This is a genomic window from Arthrobacter sp. AIWTK1 (assembly GCF_056680535.1).
The window spans coordinates 1,072,987-1,096,181 of sequence record NZ_CM155287.1; the positions used below are offsets into that span (position 1 = coordinate 1,072,987).

A 23,195-nucleotide genomic window follows, 5' to 3' on the forward strand; every position below is an offset into this window, starting at 1 on the left:
ACAAGGGCTTTGGTTTGGAGAAGGAGGCTCTGGGTTCCAGGAGCGCCGAAAGGGAGCTTGGGGACCGTCATTACCGGATGTATCAGAGGTGGAGCTACTGGGCTTATCCAGCACCTGACCTAATGCATTGATTGGCACTCAGTCTAGGCAACGTTGACCACCCAAGAGGGTCACGGCCGTAACCCAAGACTTGTCCGTGCGGGAGCGGTTACAAAACCGTGCTCAGGCTGCCAGATCCAAATTCCCTTGTTCGACGATTCCGGCGACTATGCGCCAAGTGTTGTCTGGCGGAAGATCGGCTTCCTTGTGCCTGCGGGCCATGACCGCCAGCCGGTCAGCAAGAATGTTCAGCCGGTGATCCGCGTGGCCTTTGACCCAGAGGAACCGGACGTCGGCAAAGGCAACCAGCGTGCGGATCCGCTGCACTTCATCACGGCAGGCCAACGTCGATCGTTCTCGAGGCGAGTCTCCCTCGCTGAGCATCCTGACGGCCGAGAGGTTGTCGGAACAAACGGTGACGGCGCACCGTCCATCCAGGGCGGCCGTATGTGCGTTCTTGGCTGCGCCAAGGGCCAGCCGGATCGCCCGCAGCTCGCTTTCCAGAATGCTCCCGCCACTCACAGCCTTCAGGCCGGCTCGAAGCGGTTGCCCCTTTCCAAAATCCAACACCCAGCCGTGCCCTGCCCAGGGAGTGCGATGACCCACCGAGGCGTCGGTGGCAATCTCCAACTCGGAGAACACCGCATCGAGGCTTTCGGCGATGGCCCCTTCCGTGGCCGCCACACCAGCCGCCGGCGGATAGGAATGAACAACCGGAAGTCCAAGCTCCAGCAACCGTTCCGCCGCCGCATCCACCACGGAAAAGACGGGTTCGCTACGATCCGGAACCAGTTCCACAAGCGCATGGACAGCCTCCTCGTACGCTTTGCCCCAGCGCGGTCCTGCTGCGGCTTCGGCGAGCCAGCCGGAGCGCACTCCGATCACGTTTGACTCGACCGTTCTTGCCACGGCCCACAGGACCAGGCCCCGCCGCGGCACGATGAGGACCGTGAGTCCGGAACGCTTTGCAACAACTTCAGCGGCCGACTGGACTCGTCGCAGCGGCGGGGCGGGAAACGGCATGTGGTCCTCCTTGGAGCGGATGAACTGTTAGTGGGAAGGCTACAAACGGCCACTGACATTTTTCGCGGCCACGACCCCGGCTGCGTCAGACGTCGGCTGCTGCGGCGCACCGGCATCGCTGAGCATCCGCATAAACAGACCATTCGGCCGTGCCCCAGGCAGCACCCGCCGCACATCCTCAAGAGCCTCCAACGGCGACACCCCGGCTTCCGAAGCCCCATATAGCGCAGCCACCGTGGGCGTCCGGGATTCCGCCCGCACGCAGTGCAGCAGCACCGTCTTGCCTTCTGATCGGTAACGTTCGACGGCGGTCGCTGCCTCCCGGAGCACGAAGCCGGCATGCGTGTTGTCACCCTCCAAAGGAGAATCAACCACCCAGAACGTGGCGTGATCTTCCGCGGCCACAGCGGGAACATCCTGCGTACCGAGCCGGCACAATGACACCACCGCATCGATCCCCAGCTCACGCACCCGCGCAAGGGAGCCGACCCCGCCCAGCCACACGCCGTCATCGTGCGGGTGCCGGACCAGCGCGTCGGTGCGGCCCCACATGCTGTAGTCGTGGCGTTCGGCGCGCGGCCAGGACACGGACCGGCGGCCCTCGCCGCGGCCCAGCTCCATGCCGAGGGTCATCAGGTCGCGGGCCCGCAGGCCCGGCCAGCCGTGCAGGCGCCGCCGCCATTCGAAGGGCACTGCCGTGTAGCCGTAGGCGGCGCCCAGCAGACTGCCGGCGATCGCGGCCACCGTGTCGGTGTCACGCCCGCCGCGAACCGCCTCCTCCAACGCGGCCCGCAAGTGGGCCGGACCCGACGCCGACAGTCCCGCATAGTGGATGGCGCTCCACGCGCCCTGGAACGCCTCCACCACCCAGCCGTTGCGGGTGAAGTCACGGGGCCGGGACTGCTCGGCCGTCTCGATCCGCTCCAGCCACACGGAGGCCCGATCAGCAGGCAGCAGTGGCAGCCCGGCCCGGACGTCGAGCTGCCCGGTGAGAACCGCGTGACGGATGGCAACGCACCACAGCCCGCAGGCCTCCTGCGCGTTGGGGTCGGCGTGGGTCAGGGCGCTCATCACCCCAGCGGCAGCCATCAGTTCGGCTGGCTCCCGGTCCAGGTACGCAAGGGCAAGCGGCGCCGTGCGCATCAGCGAGCCGTTGCCGGCGCTGCGGCCGGTGCGGGCGTGGGAGTCCGCGGCGGCTGCGCTGAAGTCGGCCGCGTGTACCTTGCTCCGCCCGGCAGCGGAAGCCCGCCGTCGGGCTGCCGCAATGACGGCGCTGGTTTGCGCGCCCACGTCCTTCGCCTCCGCGGCCCAGGACGTCCAGGCCCGGACCACCATGGTCAGCGCCGCGGGGGAGGAGGACCCGGCGCCGGAAGCAGATTCCAGCAGCGCCTGGGCGATCGGGATGGCCATGGACGTGTCGTCGGTCCACTCGGCCGGCGCGAACCCGAACGGGCCGCCGCCCTTCATGGTCACTTCCGCGCCGTCCGGCAGCGGTGCGCCGAACTCGTAGCCGGCTCCAAGGGCGTCGCCCGCGGCCGGGGCGACGAGGACGCCGGCCGCGCGGTCATTCTGCAAGGGGTTCAGTTTCATGCCATCTCCATCAGGGGGTGTTTGCTGTTCCAGCCGGTCAGGTGGGCCAGCTGGGGGCGGCGCTGGGGGAGCGCGACGGCGATGCCGGCGGCGGTGACCGCTCCGGCGGCGCGGGAGATATTGCGGCTGCGGAGCGCGCCGTGGTCGCGGACCTCGACGGCGGCCGGGCCGTCGTCGAACGTTCCGAAGTCCATGGCCTGGACGTGGGCGGCGAAGTCGCGGGCGCGCTGGCCGGGCATCGGTCCGGATGCCACCGCCTGGGGCGGCAGGAGTTCGAGGTCCAGCAGGGCCGCCTCGATCAGCTGGCGGTAGTGGCCGAGGAAGAGCGTACCGGTGCCGAAGACCTCCAGGAGCAGCGGCTGCTGGCCGAGGCCGATCGCCACGCCGCGCTGGCCTTCCAGCGGTTTCGGTGCGTCCGCGGCGCTGAAGCGGTTCCGTTCCTCCTTGTCGTCCTTGAACCTGTCCATGTGCTGGAGGAGGGAGCTGGTGACGGAGGCGCCCCGGGCGTTGTCGAAGCGGCTGACCCGCTCCCAGATGCGGCCCTGGCGGTTGCCGCCGCGCTGTCCGCCGGGGCCGTTGGCCAGCTCGGACCAGACGTTGAGCGGGGCGCGCCGGGCCTGCCGGCGGTGGGTGGTTTGGCCGGCTTCCCAGCGGCCGGCTTCGACGCAGAAGGTGTCGATGTCGCGGGTTTCGCCCGGGCCGAGGACGACGTCGCGGGCGCAGGTCCGGTGCTGCTGTCCGCCTTCGAGCAGCTCGCCTTCCAGCAGCAGCGCGGGGTGCGGGCCCTTGTTGGTGGCAGTGAGGCGTTCCACCTGGGCACCGCCGGCGAGTTCGGTGACCGCGACGTCGGCGTGGGTGCCGGTGCTGATGCCGAGGCTCCCGGAGCCGGAGGTCCAGACGGGGAAGATGCTGAGGGGGCCGAGCGTGCTGCCGGCGCCGACGTGGAGTTGCGGGACTTTCATGGTGACCTCCGGTTGATTTAATGCATTTCTGCGCTAATTGATCCCAGTGTGCACCGTTTGCGTCTTTAGCGCAATACTGCGATAAATAATGGTGTGAAGGATTCCAAGAACAGCCCTGCGCCGTCCCTGCTCGACTACCCGCGGCCGTCTGTGGCGGTGGATACGGCAGTGCTGACTGTTGCGGACGGGAGCGTGTGCGTGCTGCTGGTGCGCCGCGCGGAGGATCATCAGCACGGAAAGTGGGCCCTGCCGGGAACGTTCCTGCGCGAGCGCGAGACCCTGGCGGATGCGGTGCTGCGATGCCTGCGGGAGAAGGCGGGGATTTCCGGACGGGTCCCGCGGCAGCTGCAAGTGTTTGACGAGCCGGGGCGCGATGACCGCGGTTGGGTGCTGTCGGTGGCGCACGTGGACGTGGTGCCGCTGGCGGCTCTCGAGGAAGCATTGAAGTCCGACGGCGTCAGGCTGGCTTCCGTGACCGGGGAACCTGGCCTGATCGCCGGACTGCCATATGGGCACGCGGACATCGTGGCCAGGGCGGTGGAGTGGCTGCGGGCCGCTTACGCCGACGTGCCGGATCCCGGTGCGCTGCTGGACGAGCCGTTCACGCTGAAGGACCTTCGGGAGCTGCATGAGGCGGTGGCTGGTGCCCCGTTGATGCGGGACACGTTCCGGCGGTTCATGGAGCCGAAGCTGACGGGAACCGGGCAGATGTCGGACGGGACGAGGGGGAGGCCTTCGCGGTTGTGGGTGCGGGGCAGGGCATGAAACGTCCCCCGAACCGTGAAGATGACACCACCGTTGACCAGGCGTCGTCGCGCCAGCCTGACGATTGCCCAGCCAAAATACATCCCGGTTGTTCTGGTTCACACGTAACCAAGGGTTGATCGATCTGCCTGCGACCGTTGGCGCTTCAGTCAACAAACGGCGCGTCTCAAGAATGGCTCCATGCTCTGCCGCAGGCACAGGACGCTCGCGGTGTCCGGTTAGCGAGCGCGAGAGGTTACAGTAGCGCGAGCTGCGCTGGTCCCCGCCGGTCTCGTTCCTTGGCCAGCGATGCGAAATCCGTCAAACTCATCAGCCACTTCTGCTGCTCGGGCTTGAAAGGTTGGTGCAAGGTTCGGGGTATAACGAGCTGAATCCTGTGATCGCGCATCTCATCGGTTTGGGCAACGCTAATTGGACTTTCCAATGTGAGCAGGTGCTTGTCGGGAACACGACTGGCCTCACTCAGGACTTGCCGCCACCGGTCTTTGCAGCTGGTCTTGACGCCCAGCATGGTCAGGTCGCCATATGGAAATCTCGGGTTGCGGTACTCGTCAATGCTGGGGAATATGAAGTCCGGGCGTATGCGTTGCTCCGTCACCGGGTTGAACGTATGGCGCAAGTTTAGCGCGGCGAATAGAGCGATGAGATGGTTCTCCAAGCCTCGCCCCGCTCTACTCTTTCGGCGGTTATGCAGGGAGAGCGAGACCTCGATGAAGCGGTCCAAGTCCACTCGCCCTTCGCTGTAGAGACTTGCCAAGGTGTCGGCGGCGAGGTGGCGCTCCAGAGTCCGGAACAGGAGTTCTTCCCGTTCCATCCAAGCCATAAGTACCGCATCGGGGTCATCGGCCGGATGGAGTTCAGGGAGGGTGGAACGGGCGAAGGCGCCGAATTCGGCCGAAGTGGGGAACCTGGGACCAAACCGTTCCAGCACCCGATCCAGCCAGTCATCGCTGGCTGGTTCTACAGAAACACCGAGCGTATCGAGGAGGTACATGGCCGTCAGAGGAAGGCCGTCGGTCTCTAGGCCGGATCGAACGGAGAACCCTGAATGTTCCGAAACCGTTGTGCCGAAGAGCCAGTCGAGCTGGGCAGCAACGGTAGAACCTGCTGGCGCAACGATGAATAGTGCACCGCCGTCCTTGCGTTTGGCTATGAAGACGATGTCGCCGGCCTCGGCGGTCCTCATTACATCTACTGACGCGGGGTAGTAGAGCCGATACTCGGAGCGATTCGGAGTGTTAATTCTGGCGTCGTAGTAAGTCAAAGTGCCGTCTTCCGCCACCGGCTCGTCGGTATCGTCGCTGACGCGGAGGAATCGGGTGGGGATTGTCAGCTTATTGGACGGTCTTCCAAAGAGGGCCTGAAGCGCCTTCACCCCGTCAAGCTCGTGCTGGTTGGAGCTTCTCCCTACAGTTTCCACCGTACTGAGAACCTTGGCAGCGACACCGTCAAAGTGATCAGCCAGATTACCGAAATTCACGAACTTGCCCCCGAAGAGTCGATGTTAGCCTGCCGCAGACGTCGATGTAGCGCGGCGCCGAGGGAAGTCGGCACCACGCTACAGCAGAGTCAGGCGGACAGGCTCTGATCGACCTTCGATGCTTCAACGACTTTGTGCACGTGCGGAGTCATGATGCGCGCAACTTCGCGCATCACCGGCGTCACGACGCTGTTCCCGAACTGCTTGTAAGCCTGGGTATCACTGACGGGAATTCGGAAAGTATCTTCGTAGCCCATAAGGCGGGCGCATTCTCTCGGAGTCAACCGGCGCGGCCGGTCTCCGTCTTGGGCCACGAGAATTTCGGAGCCATCTTTGTAGTACCTGGCTGATAGTGTTCGGGTAGTTCCAGAGGGGTGGACCAGCCCGTATCCGAATCCGTTTCCAGCGGCTTTGTGTTTGGCCGCATAGGCCTGGAGATAGGCCCACAGTTTCGGAGTGAGTGTGAACTTCGGCTGAACCTCGCGGTTGTCATGATCGAAGTAGCGGTCGCCGTCCCACTCGAGCACTGGCTCCGAACCGTCCGTGCGGTGCAAAATCGTATGCAATTTCGGGCCCACAGGAGGCATTTCCAGATCATCCCAGCTGAAATCGGTGGGTTCGCGGAAGCCTACAATTATGATGCGTTCGCGGTGCTGCGGTGTGAATCCTATGCCGTCAATGACCCTGAAGTGAACTTCGTATCCGAGCTCCTCCCGCAGCGTCTCCAGGATGACCGCAAAGGTTCGTCCCTTGTCATGCGACCGGAGATTCTTGACGTTTTCCAGCATGAACGCGGCAGGGCGCTTTTCGTTGATGATCCTAGCTACATCGAAGAAGAGCGTGCCTTGAGTTGCGTCTTCGAAGCCGTGGAGCCGGCCAAGGGAGTTCTTTTTGCTCACGCCCGCGATGGAGAACGGCTGGCATGGGAACCCGCCTAGCAGGACGTCGTGGTCGGGGACATCGCTTGCCGGAAAGGGCTGGATGTCGCCGACAAAAGTATGAGCGTCCTCTTGGTCATCTGGGAAGTTGGCCAAGTAGGTTTTCTGGGCGTAACTGTTCCATTCGCTTGTGAGGACACATCGCCCTCCCTGAGCTTCGAATCCCTTGCGAATACCGCCGATACCCGCGAAGAGATCGATAAATGTAAAGTCTTGATTTACCGTGGTCGGTCGAACGCCGAGCAACTCCTTCAGCGCAGGTGCAAGCATGGTGGGACAAGGTGTTTCGCCGTTCTCCCAACGGGCCACAGTCCGTTGAGAGACGTTCAGTTGTTCCGCGAGCTGCCGCTGGGTGTAGCGAGCACGGGCTTGGGAGAGGAGTGTCGTTGCGATGTCCATCATGTCCTATCTGGGTTGTTCACCAGACATTCTGTCCTATAAATGACCCAGCAGGAGACTCGCCGCGCCGAGGCCAGCCAATCCGGCGGTCTGGAAGATGTGAGGTTGGTTGGAGCTGAACTGGACATAGATTGCCATGCACCTACGACAGACAAAACGTCCCTAACCCAGTGAGCGACTCCGCCTCGCAGTTGCAGGGGGGGCGCACCGCTCAATGAGTTCTCTGTGGGAGCAAGTCCCCCCGACTCGTTTTGATCCGCTCAGCCTCAGTCACACTCCGCTTGCGTCGCGGTGGTGAGTACGTGTCCCTATGGTTTTCTGGGCCGGCAATCCGTTGGCGTTATGTATATTGTCGGTGGGCGCCGTCAGAATCGGGGCTGATAGTGGATGCAGGACCGACGACGGGGAAATGAACGATGGAGTGGACCGAGAAGCATGAAGCCTGCCTAAAGCAGCTTACGATGATCGTCGCAACGGGCAGTTCGGTCCAGGACGCGAAGAACACACTGTCCGTGCTTGGCGTCGATTCAGCAATGCTGGATCAGGTGGAAAGCCGGTACGTCGACATCCTTAAGGACGTCCTTAGGAAGGACCAAGAGGATGTACTCGAACCGAAGAACCTCGCGCCTTGGTATTTCGGGCCCCAGGCTCAGGACAAGTTCTGGCCGAGGCTGAGGGATGAGATGTTGGGCCAACCGAAGTGGAAAGACGCAGTGCCGTCTTTGGACGAGACGTCGACGGCGGTTGTGGCCAGGCTCGGTAACCCCTCCGACCGCCGATTCGCAAAGCGGGGGCTCGTACTGGGCTATGTCCAGTCGGGCAAGACCGCGAACTTCACAGCAACGATTGCCAAGGCCGCCGACGCCGGGTATAGGCTTTTCATTGTTCTTTCTGGTGTCCACAATTCCCTCCGGCGCCAAACCCAACTTCGCCTAGAGCAGCAGATCGTCGATATCAACCCGACCAACTGGGTCGGACTCACCACGGAAGATGCCGACTTCGGCAACCCGGTGATGGCACTGCCGCTAGTGGCCGGGAGCGAGCTCAAACTCTTGGCTGTGGTGAAGAAAAATGTGTCCCGACTGACCAACCTCGTCAACTGGCTGGAGACAGCGCAGGAGCACGGGGCTCTGAACAATTGCCCCATCCTGATCATCGACGATGAAGCTGACCAAGCCAGCATCAATACAGCCAACACAACGAAGCCTGGTTCCGATCTCGATTCTTCGGCTATACACGCAAAGCTGAAGGCCCTTCTCAATTTCCCTAAGGTCACCTATTTGGGATATACGGCGACGCCCTTCGCGAATGTCCTAGCCAACCCGAAAGACTCCGACGGGATTTATCCCCGTGACTTCATCTATCCACTCCCCAAGCCGAAAGACTATTTCGGTGCCGAGGAGCTATTTGGCGCTCCCGTCTCCGAAGATGAAGAACTGCCCGTAGCGTTCGGACACGACATGATTCGCTTCGTGCCTGAAGTCGAAGCCAAAGCGTATGTCGTTACAGCCAAGAAGTCTTCGCCGGCCAAGATATCACCCGCTCTTGGCGACGCCATCAGGTGGTTCATTATGGCCACGGCCGCACGACGGGTGCGTGCGGGCGAGGACGAACACTCCAGCATGCTCGTGCACACCACGATGAGAGTTCAGCCGCAACTGGACTTCGTTCCAATCATCAGAAAACACCTTAAGGCCCTTTCCCAGGAATGGTCTTCCGGCGCTGTGGAGGGGTGGCGCCAACAATGGGAATTTGAAACGCTCGCCGAGCCGGCGGAACGCCACGAATTGACTCCAATTAGTTTCCAAGAGATGTCCGAAGCCGTTCCATCCGTACTGGACAAGATTGAGGTTTTGGCAGACAACAGTTTTTCCGACGACCGTCTGATTTATACGGATGAGCCGGCGACCGTTATCGCCGTTGGAGGAAATACTTTGTCCCGCGGACTGACTCTGGAAGGACTGGTCTCGTCCTTCTTCCTGCGAAGCTCGACGATGTACGATTCGGCACTCCAAATGGGCCGTTGGTTTGGCTATAGGACTGGTTACGCGGACCTCCCACGCGTGTGGACCACTGCCTCGTTGGCAAACGACTTCAGGTTCCTGTCAGAGATCGAATCATCTATTCGAGAAGACATAGCACGATATGCCCAAGACGGGTTGACCCCTAGCGAATTGGCCGTGAGGCTACTGCTGCATCCCAAGATGCAGATCACTTCCAAGCTGAAAATGCAGTACGCGGTCCCGGTGACGGCGTCATTCAGTTCTGCAAGGCCTCAGACGATCATGTTCGATCACAAAGTCACGAACGTCGTAAACGCCAACTGGACAGCGGCCACGAGACTGGTATCGGACAACGCTGGGAAGGCCAAGCCGGACACCACGCACCCAGGCTCCCTTCTACTCAAGGATGTCTCGGCTGAGAACGTGTTGACTTTCTTGAGCAGTTACTCGTTCCACTCGTCTTCGGAAATGGGTGGAAACCTGCTGGCTGATTACGTCCGCCGCCAGGTCGAATGCGGGAAGCTGGTTACTTGGAATGTCGCGGTGATCTCCAGAGACACGCCGCATTCCGACTACGTCGACGTCACTATGGGACTTGACCGGCCCTTTCACCCCATCGGCCGTTCACGGGTCGTGGTTGGCGAGAGGGAGGACTGGGAAGACGGCCCGGCTTACCTGAAGGCGATCACGTCGACGTCCGACTTCACTGTGGACTTGGACCGTCACCCGTCGTCCGCTCCGGCCATCGTGAAAGCGCGAAACGAGTCGGGCACCCCGTTGCTGTTGCTGTATCCGATCGCGCCCAACTCCAAACCCATTCCGCCGTCCGAGGGCGCTAATGGAGAAACCAATGCAAAGGGCGAAAAGAGGGTTCAGTTGGACGCGGTTGGTCCACTGGTAGGTCTGGCGATGTGCCTCCCCGCGGCAGCTCCGGGCTCTGAACCTAAAGACATGATGCAGGTCGACTTGGGCAAGTTGGACAGCAGCACCATCACCTCGGTGCCTGATGAGGACGGGGATGAAGATGTATATGTTGATACAGAAAACACCCTGAATCAGGTGTCCCTTGACGGCTAGCCAGTATTCCTTTGAATCAATTTGGAACGTGGTCCACTCTCTTGCTGTTCAAGGCTCGTCCGAGCTCTATATGCACACTTTGGGGCCAACTATCGAGGCTGGTCCCCTCATGGCCGCAGCTAACCCAGCGGGCCGGTTAACGGTGCTTGTTCCGCTGCTCAGCAATGAGGGTTTCGCGGATCAGCTGAGCGGCGCCGCCATTCGTCTGGAACGAACTCTGGTCCACGGTAGACCGTATGCATCTGTCACATGCGTCGATTCGGATCTAAACGACGTCTTCATCATATTTGTTCGCGACTTGGTCCGACGTTTACCGCCGTCCGGACCTTGTGCTGGGGTTTTGATCGATCATGTCGAGCATTGGCGAGACCTATTCGCGCAGACAAAGTCGTCCGGTCTCTTGACCCTCCCCCAGGTCGCCGGACTACTAGCGGAACTGCTGACGTTGGAGCGAATCCTGTCTCGTGACTCCGCGCGAGGATTGGCTGTTTGGTCCGGGCCTTCCAAGTCGCAACACGATTTCAGGGTCAGTGGGCATGCTTTGGAAGTAAAGGCCTCGCTTGTTCGGGAGGGGAACCGAACCAAAATCAGTAGTGTGGAACAGCTCCAGGAGCCGCGGAATGGTACTCTCCACCTCAGTTTGTTCAAGTTTTCGCTCGCCCCGGAGGGTGACTCGCTCCCAAGGGCCGTCCGTCGAATCAAGGCATTAAATGTTGACTCGCTTGAATTTGAACTACTGCTGCTGAAGTCGGGGTACCGGGTCGGCTTCGACGACGTCTACGGAGCATATGCGCTCAGCATCTCAACCGAACATACATTTGACGTGACTGCACCAGAGTTTCCCCGAGTTGTTCCGAGGAAGTTTGTGGAGGCTCACGTCCCTGCGGGAGTAGAACAAATCAGCTACGTCATCGACTTGTCGGGGCAATTGGACGTCGCGCTTTCGCCGGCCCAACTCGATGCTGTCTATATGTGTCTCGCGGAAGGAACGCCTCATGCTTGAATGGATCCCTGAGCGCCTCCCTCCGAGCGGTGGCCTGTCGGCAGAGGGCTTTTACAAATTGTTGGGCCGTCCCTCTTTGGATCCTCTAACTGTGCTGGTGCGTGAAACAGCCCAGAATAGTTGGGATGCACGCCCCCACGGTGCGCGCACCGTGCGTTTTGACCTAGACCTTCGAAGGGCGACAGATGAGCTCAAAGAGGTGCTGCGAACGAAAGTTTTCAAGAGCGCTGCCGAGGTCCACGGAACCCCGCTGAATGGAGTGCTCGAAGATCGGGAACTGCACGTACTGACGGTGTCCGATCGTGGCACGCGAGGCTTGGACGGCCCTGTGACCGCCGATGAGGTCTCGACGGATGGCAGACAGAACTGGGCGAATTTCGTTCTGAACGCCGGCAAGTCGAAGACGGAAGGCAATACCGGCGGAACATACGGATTCGGCAAGACGATAGCCTACGTCGTCTCGCAGTCCAATTCGGTGATCATTCACAGCCGGACGAAGCACGGTGGTCAGATTGTCACTCGATTGATAGCAACTGCAATCGGGAAACGTTTCGTTCGGGACGGAAAGAACTTCACTGGTCGCCATTGGTGGGGCATCAACGGTGACGGGGCCCCGCTTCCCGTTGAAGGCGCCGATGCCGAGGAGCTAGCCGCACGGCTCGGCATGCCGGCCTTCGAAAATGGGGAACTGGGGACAAACGTCATGATCATAGCCCCCGACCTGGGTCAACGGACCCCCGCGCAAGCTGTGACCTTCCTGACCGAATCGATTCTTTGGCACCTCTGGCCCAAACTCATTCCACGAGACGGAGGCCCTGCACCCTTACAATGTTCCGTCCGACATGACGGCGTTCGGGTCCCCATCCCAGCTTTCACGAGTCGTCCACCACTCGCCAGGTTTGTTGAGGCGTATCAGGACTTGGTTATGGGGGCGGATGCCTCGCTCACATTTCAAAAGCGCCCGATTGAGCGGAGCGCACCTAAGAAGATGGTCTTAGGTCATCTCGGCACTGTTCCTTTCGCGCGAGAACAGCGAGCTTTTGTGGACGACGGGCACGATCCGGAGGACGACGAGTCTCCGGCGCCGGCGTCACCGTTCACGAATTCGGCTGCACACCACGTCGCCTTGCTCCGCGGGCCGGAGTTGGTCATTGAGTACTTGGCGGGCCCGATCGCACCGGATCCCGCAATCGAGTGGGCTGGCGTTTTCCGTGCCGCGGATGAATACGACGGGATCTTTGCTCGCGCTGAGCCGCCAACCCACGACGCTTGGAATCCGGACACCGTAGATGACAGAACCGAGAAAAACATTCTCCGGAAGGTCCTCAGGGATATTCAAAAGGCAGTTACCGAGCGCTGGGGAACGATTGCTCCGCCTCCCACTAAAGGCGCCGTCAGTACAGCCGGCATCGCAGACGCCCTAGGCCATCTGGTCCTTGGCAAGGCGGGTCAGGGCAAAGGACGCAAGGTGGGGCCAGCTCCTGCGCCGGGCCCAGGGACGGCCCGGCCGGCATTAGCGTTGATCGGCTCAACTATTGAAATCGTTGACGGGATGCATGTATCTCGGGCGACTATTGACGTTGTGCCGGCCAAGGGCAGCCACCGGACCGCACTGAACGTCAGCGTCGGTATCGCTTTGGACGGGACGAGTCTGGATGCGTCGCTAGACAAGTCGTTGCAACTGCGCAGAGTCAGTGCCGACGGAATCGACTTCGATGTGCGCGGCATTAACTCCGTGATCACTCTCGAAGGGACACACAAACAGAGGGTCGTCTTGGAAGCCGCCAATTCCGGACGCATGAGCGTCATGTGGGATGTCGATGCGACTGTTGGAGCTCAGAATTGAAAGTTAAAGTACCGCCGTTTCTTGTTCCCCCAACGGAGAGCATTGCTTTTGACGGGTGGTACCAGCAGCTCGGCGACGAGAACGTCGCCCTCCCCGAAGAGCTTGAGCACTGGGATTATCAGACTCGTCTGATTCTGTCAGCCTTCATAACGCTCGACGAAGCACAAATCTTGTCCGACACTCACTTGGGTCCGGGCAGCCGGTTGGGCGTCTTGGTAACGGCATCCGCCGAAGCTACGAGTACTGAAAGCGTTCTTGCGCTGGTGGACATTCCAGCCGGTTGGAACGACGCACGTGCCCTCACCGTTGAGATTTCCGGTCAGAACTTTGCCCGACGCCTCACGGTCACCACGCAGGTCGTCGTTACGACCGCCGAGCCCCTGGACGGACTGGCCCCTACGAAACAGGGTTCGATTTTGTGGACGATGACTCAGAAGACGTATCTCCAAGGCGTGGGGGCCCAGTTCCCTACGTATGCGGAAGATTTCAGTATTACTAGGCCGAAACTAAGTCATGCGGGATGGTTCATTCACATCGATGCGACGGACCCCCACGCGTTGCTCCTATCCAACATCAAGGTCGTGCTGAACTCGGGGCGCCCCGAGATCCAGAAGCTCCTCAGCGGAGCCAAAGATGCGTCCACCGCCCAAATCCAAAGAATGATTGACGTTGACGTATCGAGGCGAATTGCTTCCGCAGGGCTGGGAATGCCTGAAGTGCTGGATAGCGAGGCGGATTTCGACGACCTGAGCGTCGCCGGTGGCCTCCGAGCAAGCCTTGCTCTGCTGTGGCCGGACGTCCCGGTCGAACATCTTGCCCATGAGTTCGCAAATGATACTGGTGCCTTCGAGGCCCGGATTCAGCAGAATCGAGGACTATTCAATTGAGCGCCAATGACTTCGTGTTCCTTTATCCCAGACTCGACGCACACCGTGCCGCTCTTCTGGTTGATGAATATGCGGACCTGACTGTGGAGGAACTCCGAGGACGCGGCGCGACTTACCACGCTGACGCCGCATGCTCACCTACGGGTGGCCTTCCCGTCCCCGGCCAGAAGCTTCTTGACCTACAGGCGACCCTTCGGGGACTGTGCGAAGATTTCGGTTTCCCACGGCCACTCAAGACATCCAAGCAGGGGGAATTCGACCGGATTTGCGGAACGATCCTTCGCCGCGACATGGGCATTGTTCCGGCGGACGCTGCAGAGGAGGGGGTATGGTCCTTCATCGCCTTGGTTTTGGTTCCTGAGTTGCCAGCGTGGCGGTTTCCGGCCAGACACGTCGATCGTCTTGTAGGGAAGCCGCGCAACGCCCTTCGCAGGCTATGGTGGCGGGCCCATGTGCTGGGACCGGATCTCACCTGGGTTCCGCCCGGATGCTCGCCATTGAACGAAGACGAGTTCGTCCAAATCATGGAGCGCCCGACTGTTGCCAAGAACGCAAGGCTTTCACAGCAGCTGAAACAGGTTCTGTGGCGGACGGAGATGAAGGGGTTCAAGGGCAACCGTGCCGAACTCCTTCGCGACTCAATCAAGCTGATTCGAGCCGAGCGATCTCACATCGCTATGGATGCCATGCACAACAGCGTCCTGGCCGATTACTTGGACGGGATCGTCATCGAGGCTGTGGGGCGTGGCGCAGCGGGTGATCCCTCCCCGCAGCCCATGGTGTAGTTCAGTCTCGAAGCCGGTCCCGACCTCCCCAAGGAGGAGTCCGGCGTAGGGCGACCATCCCAGTTGTTCGAAAAGTTGGGATCTTTTCGCCGACGAGTAACGGCTCGGGCATCCTGCCGAAGGGACGCTGGTGATAGCCCAAGCGCAGCGGCACCGGGTCGCCATTCCGTCCAGGGATGCCCGCCGTCCTAACCTTCGGATAGAGGCTGTCACCCTCGAAGCACTCTGCGCAACGGTTCCCCTGGTGCGGGCAATGCTGGCGCTGGTGAACCTGATTCTCACCGGCGTTGAGGGACTGATCGCGATTTTCCCGGACGTGCCTTCACTCTGGTCAACGCGTCGGTGGTGTTCCGCTACGTGCGCCAGCGCAGGCCGGGCCGGGCACCGGCTAACCCCGTGTTCTACGTGATGGTCCCAGAAGTGGTTGCCATCATCTCCGCCCTACCTGGACGGCCCGCCCGCGGCGCCCGGTCCGTCCAACAGCGCGCTGGTGCTGCTCTGGGGCACCACCACGTGGACGGCGTTGCGCTGGACTGTGAAATCGGCGGGCGTGGTGGTGGCGATCTCGCCGTCGAGGTTTACCGGCAGCGGCGGTTCGGTGACCAGCCGGACATGCCTGCTGGTCAGGTGGTACACCCGGTCGTGTTCGATGAAGCTGCCGTCCTTGAGCAGCCGCGCGATGCTCACATGCTCCCGGAGGGGGCCGGCCAGGATTGCGTAGATGTCAAGGAGGTGGTCATCGATCCCTGCGGTGGGGGAGACCGTGTTGCCGCCGCCGAAGTGCCGGCCGTTGCCGACCGCCACCTGAAGCAGGTTTTCCAGTTCCATCGGCTCGTGGTCGCCCTCGGGGAACTCGAAGCGGGACCGGAACGGCTTGTGCCGGGCATAAGCCCGAAGCGTGGCGATGCTGTACGCCAGCGGCCCAATGTACCGCTTTAGGCGGGGGCTCAGTTCCTCCGTCACAGCCACCGACAGGCCCACGGACGCGACGTTGAGGAATGGCTCGCCGTTGGCCCTGCCGAGGTCGACGTCCACCACCTTTCCTTCGGCCACGGTGGCGCATGCCTCGGCGAGGTTGTTCGGTATCTCCAACGTGCGGGCGAAGTCGTTGGCGGTTCCCAGCGGCAGAACGCCGAGCGCAACGCTGGTGCCGGCAACCCGACCGGCGGCGTAGGACACGGTCCCGTCGCCGCCGCCGACAACCACCAGGTCGTGCCCGTCCGCAAGAACCCGGTCAAGCGTCCCGGCCAGCTCGCCCCCGGACAGCACGTGATGCACGGCGGAGATGGGCACGCCTGCCTTCCGCATCGTGTCCACCGCAAGTTCGTGTGCAGCTCCTCTGCGTGATCCGGCGTTGATGACGACGGCGGCAGAGCGGGCGTCCCGGGCAGCATTCATGAGGGCCATGTTAGGGCGCGGACCTGTGGGTTTCCTATGGCGCCGGCGCCGTTCTTGGAAGCCCCGCTACGGAACCACCGCGGCAACCCCGGCGTCGGGGCCGTCGTCCCTAAGCCACTCGGCCATCCGACGCCCCCGCTTATCGATGAAGTCCAGTGTGGCCTCACGGTACGTCACATATTCCTCCGTTGTGGCCGGTGTCCCGGGACGCTCGAAGTTATTGAACGACAGGAAGAACCGAACTTCGTCGTAGTCGGCAGTCACGAGGTCTTGGAAGTGGAAGAAGTCCACGAAACACCTGAACCCGTCAAAGAGCGCGAAGAAGTCCGCGTAGGCGTTGAGGACACCTGCAAGGGGGCTCTCGGGCTCTCCTGCGTAATGACGCCGGATGCACTCAAGGGTGAGATCCATGCGATCGCTGACCAGCCGACTGAACCCCCGTGCCTGGTTGATGGTGGGTCGGTCCGCCTTCCTGACGGGCCAAATCATCGCACTGCCGATGGTGTACGGCGGGTTGAGGTAGCGGGCCCGCTGCTCTTCGGATAGGTCGGCGATGGCCGCGACCAGAGGCCTCGGACGTAGCCAACGGGAGTAGGAGGGGGTGATGGCGTCGCTGCCGTACCAGTGCCTCGCTCCGGAGGCGTCAGTGAAGATGAGGTAGCCTTCCCCCCGAACTGATGGAGCGGTCGGGGCGAAACGGACGCCGGAGCACAACTCCTTGGTCCACAGTCGCTGATGGAGCGCCCGGAGACGGGGACTGTCCCTGTCGGGGTCGGGATTATTCCTCGCCGGCCTGTCGGTCTTGTAGTCGAATGAGATATCGAAGTCCCGTATCTCGGGGGAGTGCGGTTGCCACACCGTGACTTCGTCAAGCACTTCCGTTGCCTCCGCAAGACCATGTTCACTCATCATTTGCCCCCATTAGTTTGTGCAGCCAATGCCGTGATGTTAGTTCTTCAGGGGATTGAAAGAGTCGTTCTTGAGGCAATTTTGCGCTAATCCTTCCCCACGGCTGCCAACGCGATGGTCCGGAAGTGCACCGCCGCAGTCGTACGGTTGAAAGCTGGCCTGCGTGTTCTGGATTATCGGCCGTTAGTTGGGTTAGTGTCGCGACAAGATAGCCATGTCCTGACGAGGGAGAACCTACTTGGAAACTTCATTCACCGCGTCCAGTTCAATTGTTGGCCAGCTCCTTGAGGAAATTTCGTGGGAGAAAGCCAAGGACTATAGGGCCGGTGGGCAGGGGCGCGAAAATGTGTTAACCGCGGAGGTGCTTGTCGGCTTGGACTTCTTGCCCAGGACCCACTTCCTCGGAGCTGTCATCCAAGCGGCGCAAGGTGCCGATGAGGCCCGGAAAAGACTTTCATCAGAAGCCGAGGAATTGCAGATGCACTTTCTACCGGGGGATTACAGCCCAGGTTCAGACGGTCATAAGGCCAAACTGGTGGTCCAGCCCGACGCTATCTTTGAGACCCCCTCGACATACACACTGGTTGAAGCCAAACGAATAAGATATGGCAGCTTTCAGCCCGAACAACTGGCCCGGGAATACGTCACTCTTATGTCCAAAGCCGGTACCGCCACACCCATTCTCTTCCTCTTGGGTGTTACCCCGCCCGTTCGGGTCAAAGGCAACGGCCAACTAGGAATCGCCGAAGCTGTGGGACGTTTCCTCAGCCCCGTTTTGGAGCGGGTGGGCGATCAAACACTTCCCTCCGAGTCCGAACTTATGGAGCGCATACCGGAGGTCTTCTGCTGGCTATCTTGGCCGGAACTGGACCGATGTATCCGCGAAGCGGCGAACACCTATGTGGGCGGCCATCATTCTGGAGATGCTTCCGTCCGGCGCATCGCCTCCTTTATCCAGAACGCGGTCGCCTGGCATGCGTGATTCTTTCCCGGCTCGCCAGGACTAGTTAGCCCGCCACCGCCGCCGTCGCTGCCTGCTTGGCATTCATCCACTCGCTCAGCCACGGGGCCCGGACGCTGGACGTGATCCGGCAGTCAGCCACGAAGGTGCCCTGGGCGCCGGAGTCGATCCAGTCCTGGAGCGCTGAAAGATCCACCAGTGAACGGATGATCGCCGACTCGGCACCGAGTGCACGGGCGACGCCGCTGAAGTCGACCTCGGGGATCAGCATCGGCTTCTCGGTCAGGCCCTGGGAACCGTACTGGTGGATCTCCGCTCCGTAGGCGGCGTCGTTGTAGATCACTACGATGGCGCTGCGCGCCGCACCGATCAGCGATTCGAGGTCCGACAGGCCCATCAGGAAGCCGCCGTCGCCGGAGGCCAGCACCAGGGTGCGGCCGTCCTCCACCGCACGGGCTGCCCCGACGGCGCTCGCCAGTCCCAGCCCGATGGACTGGAACGCGGTCCCCACCATCACCAGATCCTGCGGCCGCGGAATGTTCCAGTACATCGGGGCCCAGCCGATGAAGTGGCCGCCGTCCTGGACCACCGTGCGGCGCTCCGGCAGCACGGCATCCAGCGCCGTGGCCAGGGCGCGGGGGTCCAGCCGGCCGTCCACGGTTTCCGTGGAGCCTGCAAGGTGCCCGGGGCCTTCCGCCAAGCGCTTGCGGGCTTCCGCGCGCCACGCCTCTGCTGCAGTCTCACCTTCAAGCATCCCTAGGAGGCGTCCGGCAGCGGTCTTCGCGTCCGCGCTGACGAACAGGTCCACCCGGGGGTGCGTGGGCTGCAGGGCGGTGTCGATCTGGATGACCGTGCTGTCCGGGCCGATCAGGTGCCCGAACCGCATGGTGAACGGGCTCAGGCTGGCCCCGGCCACCAGGACCACGTCCGCCGCGCCCATGAGCCCGGCCGCGGTGTCGGTGCCGAAACCGCCGGCCACGCCCAGGTACCCCTCACCTTCGAGGAGGCTGAGTGCCAGGGCGGTTCCGGCGGTCAGTGCGCCGAGCCGGTCGGCGAGTTCGCGGAGTTCCGGGCCGGCGCCGGCGAGGTGCGCGCCGCGGCCGGCGAGGATCAGCGGCCGCTTCGCCCCGGCGAGCAGGCGGGCTACCTGCCCCAGGCCGCCGTCGACGTCGTCAATCACCACCGATGCCAGCGGCGCCGGAAGCTCCTCGTCCGCAGCCTCGAGTGCGGCGAGGTCGTAGGGAATGGCAATCACGACGGCGGTGCGCTTGGTGAGTGCGTATTCCACCGCCTGCTGCGTGATGGAGCCTGCGGCGTCGCGGGTGACCGTGAAGGTGGCCGCGCCGAGTGCTGTGGCGATGGCTGCCTGGTCCACGTCCTGGGGCCGGGCGCCGCTGCTCGGCGCGTCCCCGGTGACCAGCACGACGGGGATCTGCGCCTGGACCGACTCGGCGAGGGCGGTGAGTGCATTGGTGTAGCCGGGGCCGTAGGTGGTGGTGCCCGCTGCGAGGCGTCCCGACGTCCGGTAGTAGGCGTCGGCCGCGGCGATGGCAGCGCCTTCATGGCGGACGGCCGAGAAGCGGAGGCCCAGCTTTTCCGCGGCGTCCAGGAAGTAGACGTTTCCGTTGCCCATGACGCCGAAGACGTCGCTGACATAGCTGCTGAGAACCTGCGCCACGCGGCCGGAGACGGTAAGTGAAGTCATGCAGGAATCATGTGGGCTGGTTCACAGATGCACAATAGAGGTGAGTTTGATTGGGATATTTGGCAGGCCAATGCAGGTGTTAGTGAAAATTTGCCCACTTGTGTGTGCATCATGTTTAGTGCGAGGGGCGGGATTCCTGCTCCGAGAGCCGGCTCAGAAGGCCGTCGTAGCGGGGCGGCATGAGTTCCAGTACGGAAATGGCTGTGCTGGTCCGTTGGATCCCCTCGATCTCCAGGATTTCGTTGGTGATGCGGTAGAGGTCGGCCGTGCTGCGGGCCACCACCTTGGCCATGAGGTCCGCGTCCCCGGTGGTGGCGTGCACCTCAATAACCTCCGGGATCGCCGCGAGCCCGTCTTCCACTGCGCCTGTCCGGGTCTGGCTGATGGACAGCGAGAGGAATGCCATCAGGTCATAGCCGAGCGCGGCGGGATCCAGCCTCCGGCTGAAGGAACGGAGGGCACCGCTGCGCTCGAGCCGTGCGAGCCGGGCGTGGACCGTGTTCCGTGCGACGCCGAGTGTCCGCGAGAGTGCCAGGGCGCTGGCTTCCGGATCCTTGTCGAGGGCCAGGATGATCCTGCCGTCGAGGGAATCCAGGTTGCGCGGGTTGGGGATGGTCATATTTTCACCACAGTTATTAGAAGTTGAGCAGAAGTCCCAATGACTTGAGGGTATCTTGCATTGTGGGGCGGGTCACAATCATGATCGGTCCTCATGACCAGTGATCAGCTCCTGACCGCACCGGACACCGCACTTCCCACCCTTCGTGGCGCTGTGTCCGGACTTCCGTCCTACGTCCCGGGCCGCCGCGGCGCCGGCGCGGACATCGCAGCCCTCGCCAGCAACGAAAGCCACTACAGTCCACTGCCCGCTGCCGCCGCTGCGGTGGCCGCAGCCGCCGGCACCATGAACCGCTACCCGGACAGTGCCGCCGTCGACCTCCGCGAACGGCTCGCCCGGCACCTGGGCGTCACCGCGGGGGAGGTCGCGGTGGGGCCCGGCAGTGTGGGCGTCCTCCAGCAGATCATCACCGGACTGTGCGACGCCGGGGATGAAGTGATCTTCGCGTGGCGCTCGTTTGAGGCGTACCCCATCCTGGTTGAGCTGGCAGGCGCCCGGCCGGTCCGCATCCCGCTGGACCGCGCTGAGGGCCACGACCTCGACGCCATGGCCGCGGCCGTCACTGACCGCACCAAGGTGATCCTGCTCTGCACCCCCAACAACCCCACCGGCGTGCCGATCAGCCACGAACGCATTGAGGCCTTTCTGCGATCCGTCCGTTCCGACATCCTCGTGGTGATCGACGAGGCCTACGTGGAATATGCCGAAGCGGGCAGCGGCCCCGATTCCCTGGCGCTCTACCGCCAGCACCCGAACGTCTGCATCCTGCGCACCTTCTCGAAGGCCTACGGACTCGCCGGCCTGCGGGTGGGCTACGCCGTGGCTGCGCCGGCCATCGCCGAGGGTCTGCGCCGCACAGCCCTTCCCTTCTCCGTGAGCGCGCTGGCCCAGAAGGCGGCCATCGCGTCGCTGGACGCCGGGGAAGAGATGGAATCGCGGGTGGCCGCCGTCAGGCAGGAGCGCGCCCGGATGGCCGCGCAGCTGGAAGCCCACAGCTGGAAACTGCAGCCGAGCCAGGGCAATTTCCTGTGGATCCGGGCCGATGACCACCTCCGGGCGAGGCTGGTGGACGCGTTCGACCGCGCAGACATCCTGGTCCGGGCGTACCAGCGCGACGGCGTACGGATCACCGTGGCCGATCCCGCCTCCAACGACCGCGTGCTCCGGCTCCTCGAAGCCCACGCAGCCTGACAACCGACTGACCTTTTACCAACCCGTTCCACCTACAACCAGAGGAATCCCCAATGGAACAACAGACAAAGACGTCTGCCCGCGCCCTCGGCGCGGCCCTCAAACCCCGCCAGCTCACCATGATGGGCCTGGGAAGCGCCATCGGCGCCGGCCTGTTCATCGGCTCCGGCGCGGGCATCCAGGCTGCCGGCCCGGCCGTGCTGATCTCCTACCTCGTGGCCGGCACCCTCATCATCCTGGTGATGTGGGCCCTCGGCGAGATGGCCGCCGCCAACCCGGACAGCGGCGCGTTCTCCGTCTACACCGCCAAGGCCTACGGGCCGGTGGCCGGTGCCACCGTGGGCTGGCTGTGGTGGCTGCAGCTCGTGGTGGTCATAGCCGCCGAAGCGCTCGGTGCGGCAGGCTTGCTGGCCACCATCTTCCCGACCCTGCCGGTGTGGCTGATGGCGTTCGTCTTCATCGTGGTGCTCACCGCTGTGAACCTCACCAGTGTGAAGAACTTCGGCGAGTTCGAGTTCTGGTTTGCGCTGCTCAAGGTGGGGGCCATTGTCGGGTTCCTCCTGGTGGGCGCGGCCCTGCTCTTCGGCTGGCTGCCGGGCGTTCAGTCGCCGGGCCTGTCCAACTTCACGGGTGCCGGCTTCGCACCCAGCGGTTTTGCCGGGATTGCCACAGCCCTCTTCGTGGTGGCATTCGCGTTCGGCGGCACCGAGATTGTCTCCGTGGCGGCAGCTGAAACCGCGGAACCGGCCCGCAGTGTGAAGCAGGCAGTCCGGACGGTGCTGTGGCGCATCCTGGTGTTCTACATCGGCGCCATCTTCGTGATCGCAGCGGTGGTTCCCGTGGGTTCGGCGGGGCTGAAGAGCCCGTTCGCCGCAGTGCTGGATGCGGCCGGCATGCCCGGTGCGGCCACCGCCATCACCCTGGTGGCTGTGGCGGCTCTGCTGTCTGCCCTCAACGCCAACCTCTACGGTGCCTCCCGGATGGCGTACTCCCTGGCCGAGCGCGGTGAAGCGCCACGCCTGCTTGCCTCGGTGTCCAAGGCCCGGGTTCCGGTTGTCGCAGTCCTGGCCAGCGTCGCCTTCGGCGTTGTCACGGTGGTGCTGGAGCTGGCCTTCCCGGAGAAGGTCCTTCCCGTCCTGCTCAACATTGTGGGTTCGACGTGCCTGCTGGTGTGGACGTCCGCGCTCCTGGCCCAGCTCGCGCTGCGGCTCCGCGCGGACCGCGAGGGGACGGAGCTTCCCCTGCGGATGCCCGGCTTCCCGTGGCTGACGGTGTCTGGTCTGGTCATCCTGGCGGCGATCTTCACGGTGGGCTTCATCGGCGAGGATTCCCGCCCCCAGCTCCTGAGCACGTTCGCGCTCGTGGCGCTGCTGGCTTTGGGGTGCTGGATGCATCACCGGAATGGGAAGGTTCCGGCCGTTGTCGAGACTTCTGATGGTGCCAAGGAGCCAGTGCTCGTCGACTGAACCAGGCGGTGTGAACCACTTCGTTGGTTCCGTGAATGCAAAGGGCGCGTCCGGCTTTCGCCGGGCGCGCCCTATGCAATGCGGCGCAG

At 62.8% G+C, this 23,195-nt stretch carries 18 protein-coding genes; 9 read left to right on the forward strand and 9 right to left on the reverse strand.

What is annotated here, in order from left to right:
- Positions 1 to 222: 222 nt before the first annotated feature.
- The 3 genes from AC1MDG_RS05075 to AC1MDG_RS05085 are packed head-to-tail and all read right to left on the reverse strand — an operon-like array spanning position 223 to position 3,674.
- Positions 223 to 1,122 (reverse strand): RNase H family protein, encoded by a 900-nt coding sequence (locus AC1MDG_RS05075; protein ID WP_479807935.1) that lies wholly within the window; start codon positions 1,120 to 1,122, stop codon positions 223 to 225.
- A gap of 39 nt (positions 1,123 to 1,161) precedes the next feature.
- On the reverse strand, positions 1,162 to 2,712 hold the full coding sequence (locus tag AC1MDG_RS05080; RefSeq protein WP_479807936.1) for an ADP-ribosylglycohydrolase family protein: 1,551 nt from the start codon (positions 2,710 to 2,712) through the stop codon (positions 1,162 to 1,164).
- On the reverse strand, positions 2,709 to 3,674 hold the full coding sequence (locus AC1MDG_RS05085; RefSeq protein ID WP_479807937.1) for an ARPP-1 family domain-containing protein: 966 nt from the start codon (positions 3,672 to 3,674) through the stop codon (positions 2,709 to 2,711). The genes AC1MDG_RS05080 and AC1MDG_RS05085 overlap by 4 nt, the downstream gene beginning before the upstream one ends.
- Positions 3,675 to 3,767: 93 nt before the next feature.
- Between AC1MDG_RS05085 and AC1MDG_RS05090 the strand changes: the two genes are divergently transcribed.
- Complete coding sequence (locus AC1MDG_RS05090; RefSeq protein ID WP_479807938.1) at positions 3,768 to 4,439, forward strand: NUDIX hydrolase; 672 nt, start codon at positions 3,768 to 3,770, stop codon at positions 4,437 to 4,439.
- A gap of 235 nt (positions 4,440 to 4,674) precedes the next feature.
- On the opposite strand, the gene AC1MDG_RS05095 is transcribed toward AC1MDG_RS05090, so the two are convergent.
- Together AC1MDG_RS05095 and dcm are read right to left on the reverse strand one after the other, a co-directional pair.
- Positions 4,675 to 5,919, reverse strand: a complete 1,245-nt coding sequence (locus tag AC1MDG_RS05095; RefSeq protein WP_479807939.1) for a type II restriction endonuclease — start codon at positions 5,917 to 5,919, stop codon at positions 4,675 to 4,677.
- A gap of 89 nt (positions 5,920 to 6,008) precedes the next feature.
- Positions 6,009 to 7,259, reverse strand: coding sequence for a DNA (cytosine-5-)-methyltransferase (dcm, locus tag AC1MDG_RS05100; protein WP_479807940.1), 1,251 nt, complete (start codon positions 7,257 to 7,259; stop codon positions 6,009 to 6,011).
- 413 nt (positions 7,260 to 7,672) lie between these two features.
- Between dcm and AC1MDG_RS05105 the strand changes: the two genes are divergently transcribed.
- The 5 genes from AC1MDG_RS05105 to AC1MDG_RS05125 all read left to right on the forward strand — a co-directional run bounded on the left by AC1MDG_RS05105 (position 7,673) and on the right by AC1MDG_RS05125 (position 14,857).
- Positions 7,673 to 10,336 carry a Z1 domain-containing protein gene (locus AC1MDG_RS05105; RefSeq protein WP_479807941.1) on the forward strand — a complete coding sequence of 888 codons (2,664 nt, stop codon included), beginning with the start codon at positions 7,673 to 7,675 and terminating at the stop codon, positions 10,334 to 10,336.
- Between the two features lie 109 nt (positions 10,337 to 10,445).
- Positions 10,446 to 11,339 carry a PD-(D/E)XK motif protein gene (locus AC1MDG_RS05110; protein ID WP_479807942.1) on the forward strand — a complete coding sequence of 298 codons (894 nt, stop codon included), beginning with the start codon at positions 10,446 to 10,448 and terminating at the stop codon, positions 11,337 to 11,339.
- Complete coding sequence (locus AC1MDG_RS05115) at positions 11,332 to 13,185, forward strand: hypothetical protein (RefSeq protein ID WP_479807943.1); 1,854 nt, start codon at positions 11,332 to 11,334, stop codon at positions 13,183 to 13,185. Before AC1MDG_RS05110 ends, AC1MDG_RS05115 begins: the two co-directional genes overlap by 8 nt.
- Positions 13,182 to 14,072: a hypothetical protein gene (locus AC1MDG_RS05120; protein ID WP_479807944.1), complete on the forward strand. Its 891-nt coding sequence runs from the start codon at positions 13,182 to 13,184 to the stop codon at positions 14,070 to 14,072. Before AC1MDG_RS05115 ends, AC1MDG_RS05120 begins: the two co-directional genes overlap by 4 nt.
- Entirely contained in the window at positions 14,069 to 14,857 is a 789-nt protein-coding gene (locus tag AC1MDG_RS05125) for a DUF6339 family protein (RefSeq protein ID WP_479807945.1), read from the forward strand. The genes AC1MDG_RS05120 and AC1MDG_RS05125 overlap by 4 nt, the downstream gene beginning before the upstream one ends.
- Before the next feature lie 441 nt (positions 14,858 to 15,298).
- On the opposite strand, the gene AC1MDG_RS05130 is transcribed toward AC1MDG_RS05125, so the two are convergent.
- Together AC1MDG_RS05130 and AC1MDG_RS05135 are read right to left on the reverse strand one after the other, a co-directional pair.
- Positions 15,299 to 16,255: a lipid kinase gene (locus AC1MDG_RS05130; protein WP_479807946.1), complete on the reverse strand. Its 957-nt coding sequence runs from the start codon at positions 16,253 to 16,255 to the stop codon at positions 15,299 to 15,301.
- Between the two features lie 66 nt (positions 16,256 to 16,321).
- On the reverse strand, positions 16,322 to 17,131 hold the full coding sequence (locus AC1MDG_RS05135) for a DUF6994 family protein (RefSeq protein WP_479807947.1): 810 nt from the start codon (positions 17,129 to 17,131) through the stop codon (positions 16,322 to 16,324).
- 271 nt (positions 17,132 to 17,402) lie between these two features.
- Here AC1MDG_RS05135 and AC1MDG_RS05140 point away from each other — a divergent pair, with 271 nt between their 5' ends.
- The gene (locus tag AC1MDG_RS05140; protein ID WP_479807948.1) at positions 17,403 to 18,146 is read left to right on the forward strand and encodes a hypothetical protein; all 744 of its coding nucleotides are present in this window, start codon (positions 17,403 to 17,405) and stop codon (positions 18,144 to 18,146) included.
- Positions 18,147 to 18,171: 25 nt separating this feature from the next.
- Here the strand turns inward: AC1MDG_RS05140 and AC1MDG_RS05145 are convergent, their stop codons facing one another.
- Both AC1MDG_RS05145 and AC1MDG_RS05150 read right to left on the reverse strand, forming a co-directional pair.
- Positions 18,172 to 19,830, reverse strand: a complete 1,659-nt coding sequence (locus tag AC1MDG_RS05145; RefSeq protein ID WP_479807949.1) for a thiamine pyrophosphate-binding protein — start codon at positions 19,828 to 19,830, stop codon at positions 18,172 to 18,174.
- Positions 19,831 to 19,945: 115 nt separating this feature from the next.
- Complete coding sequence (locus AC1MDG_RS05150) at positions 19,946 to 20,449, reverse strand: Lrp/AsnC family transcriptional regulator (RefSeq protein ID WP_479807950.1); 504 nt, start codon at positions 20,447 to 20,449, stop codon at positions 19,946 to 19,948.
- A 93-nt stretch (positions 20,450 to 20,542) separates the two neighbouring features.
- On the opposite strand from AC1MDG_RS05150, the gene hisC reads away from it, so the two are divergent.
- Together hisC and AC1MDG_RS05160 are read left to right on the forward strand one after the other, a co-directional pair.
- The gene (hisC, locus tag AC1MDG_RS05155; RefSeq protein WP_479807951.1) at positions 20,543 to 21,640 is read left to right on the forward strand and encodes a histidinol-phosphate transaminase; all 1,098 of its coding nucleotides are present in this window, start codon (positions 20,543 to 20,545) and stop codon (positions 21,638 to 21,640) included.
- 53 nt (positions 21,641 to 21,693) lie between these two features.
- Positions 21,694 to 23,106 carry an amino acid permease gene (locus AC1MDG_RS05160; protein WP_479807952.1) on the forward strand — a complete coding sequence of 471 codons (1,413 nt, stop codon included), beginning with the start codon at positions 21,694 to 21,696 and terminating at the stop codon, positions 23,104 to 23,106.
- The last annotated feature ends 89 nt before the right edge of the window (positions 23,107 to 23,195 follow it).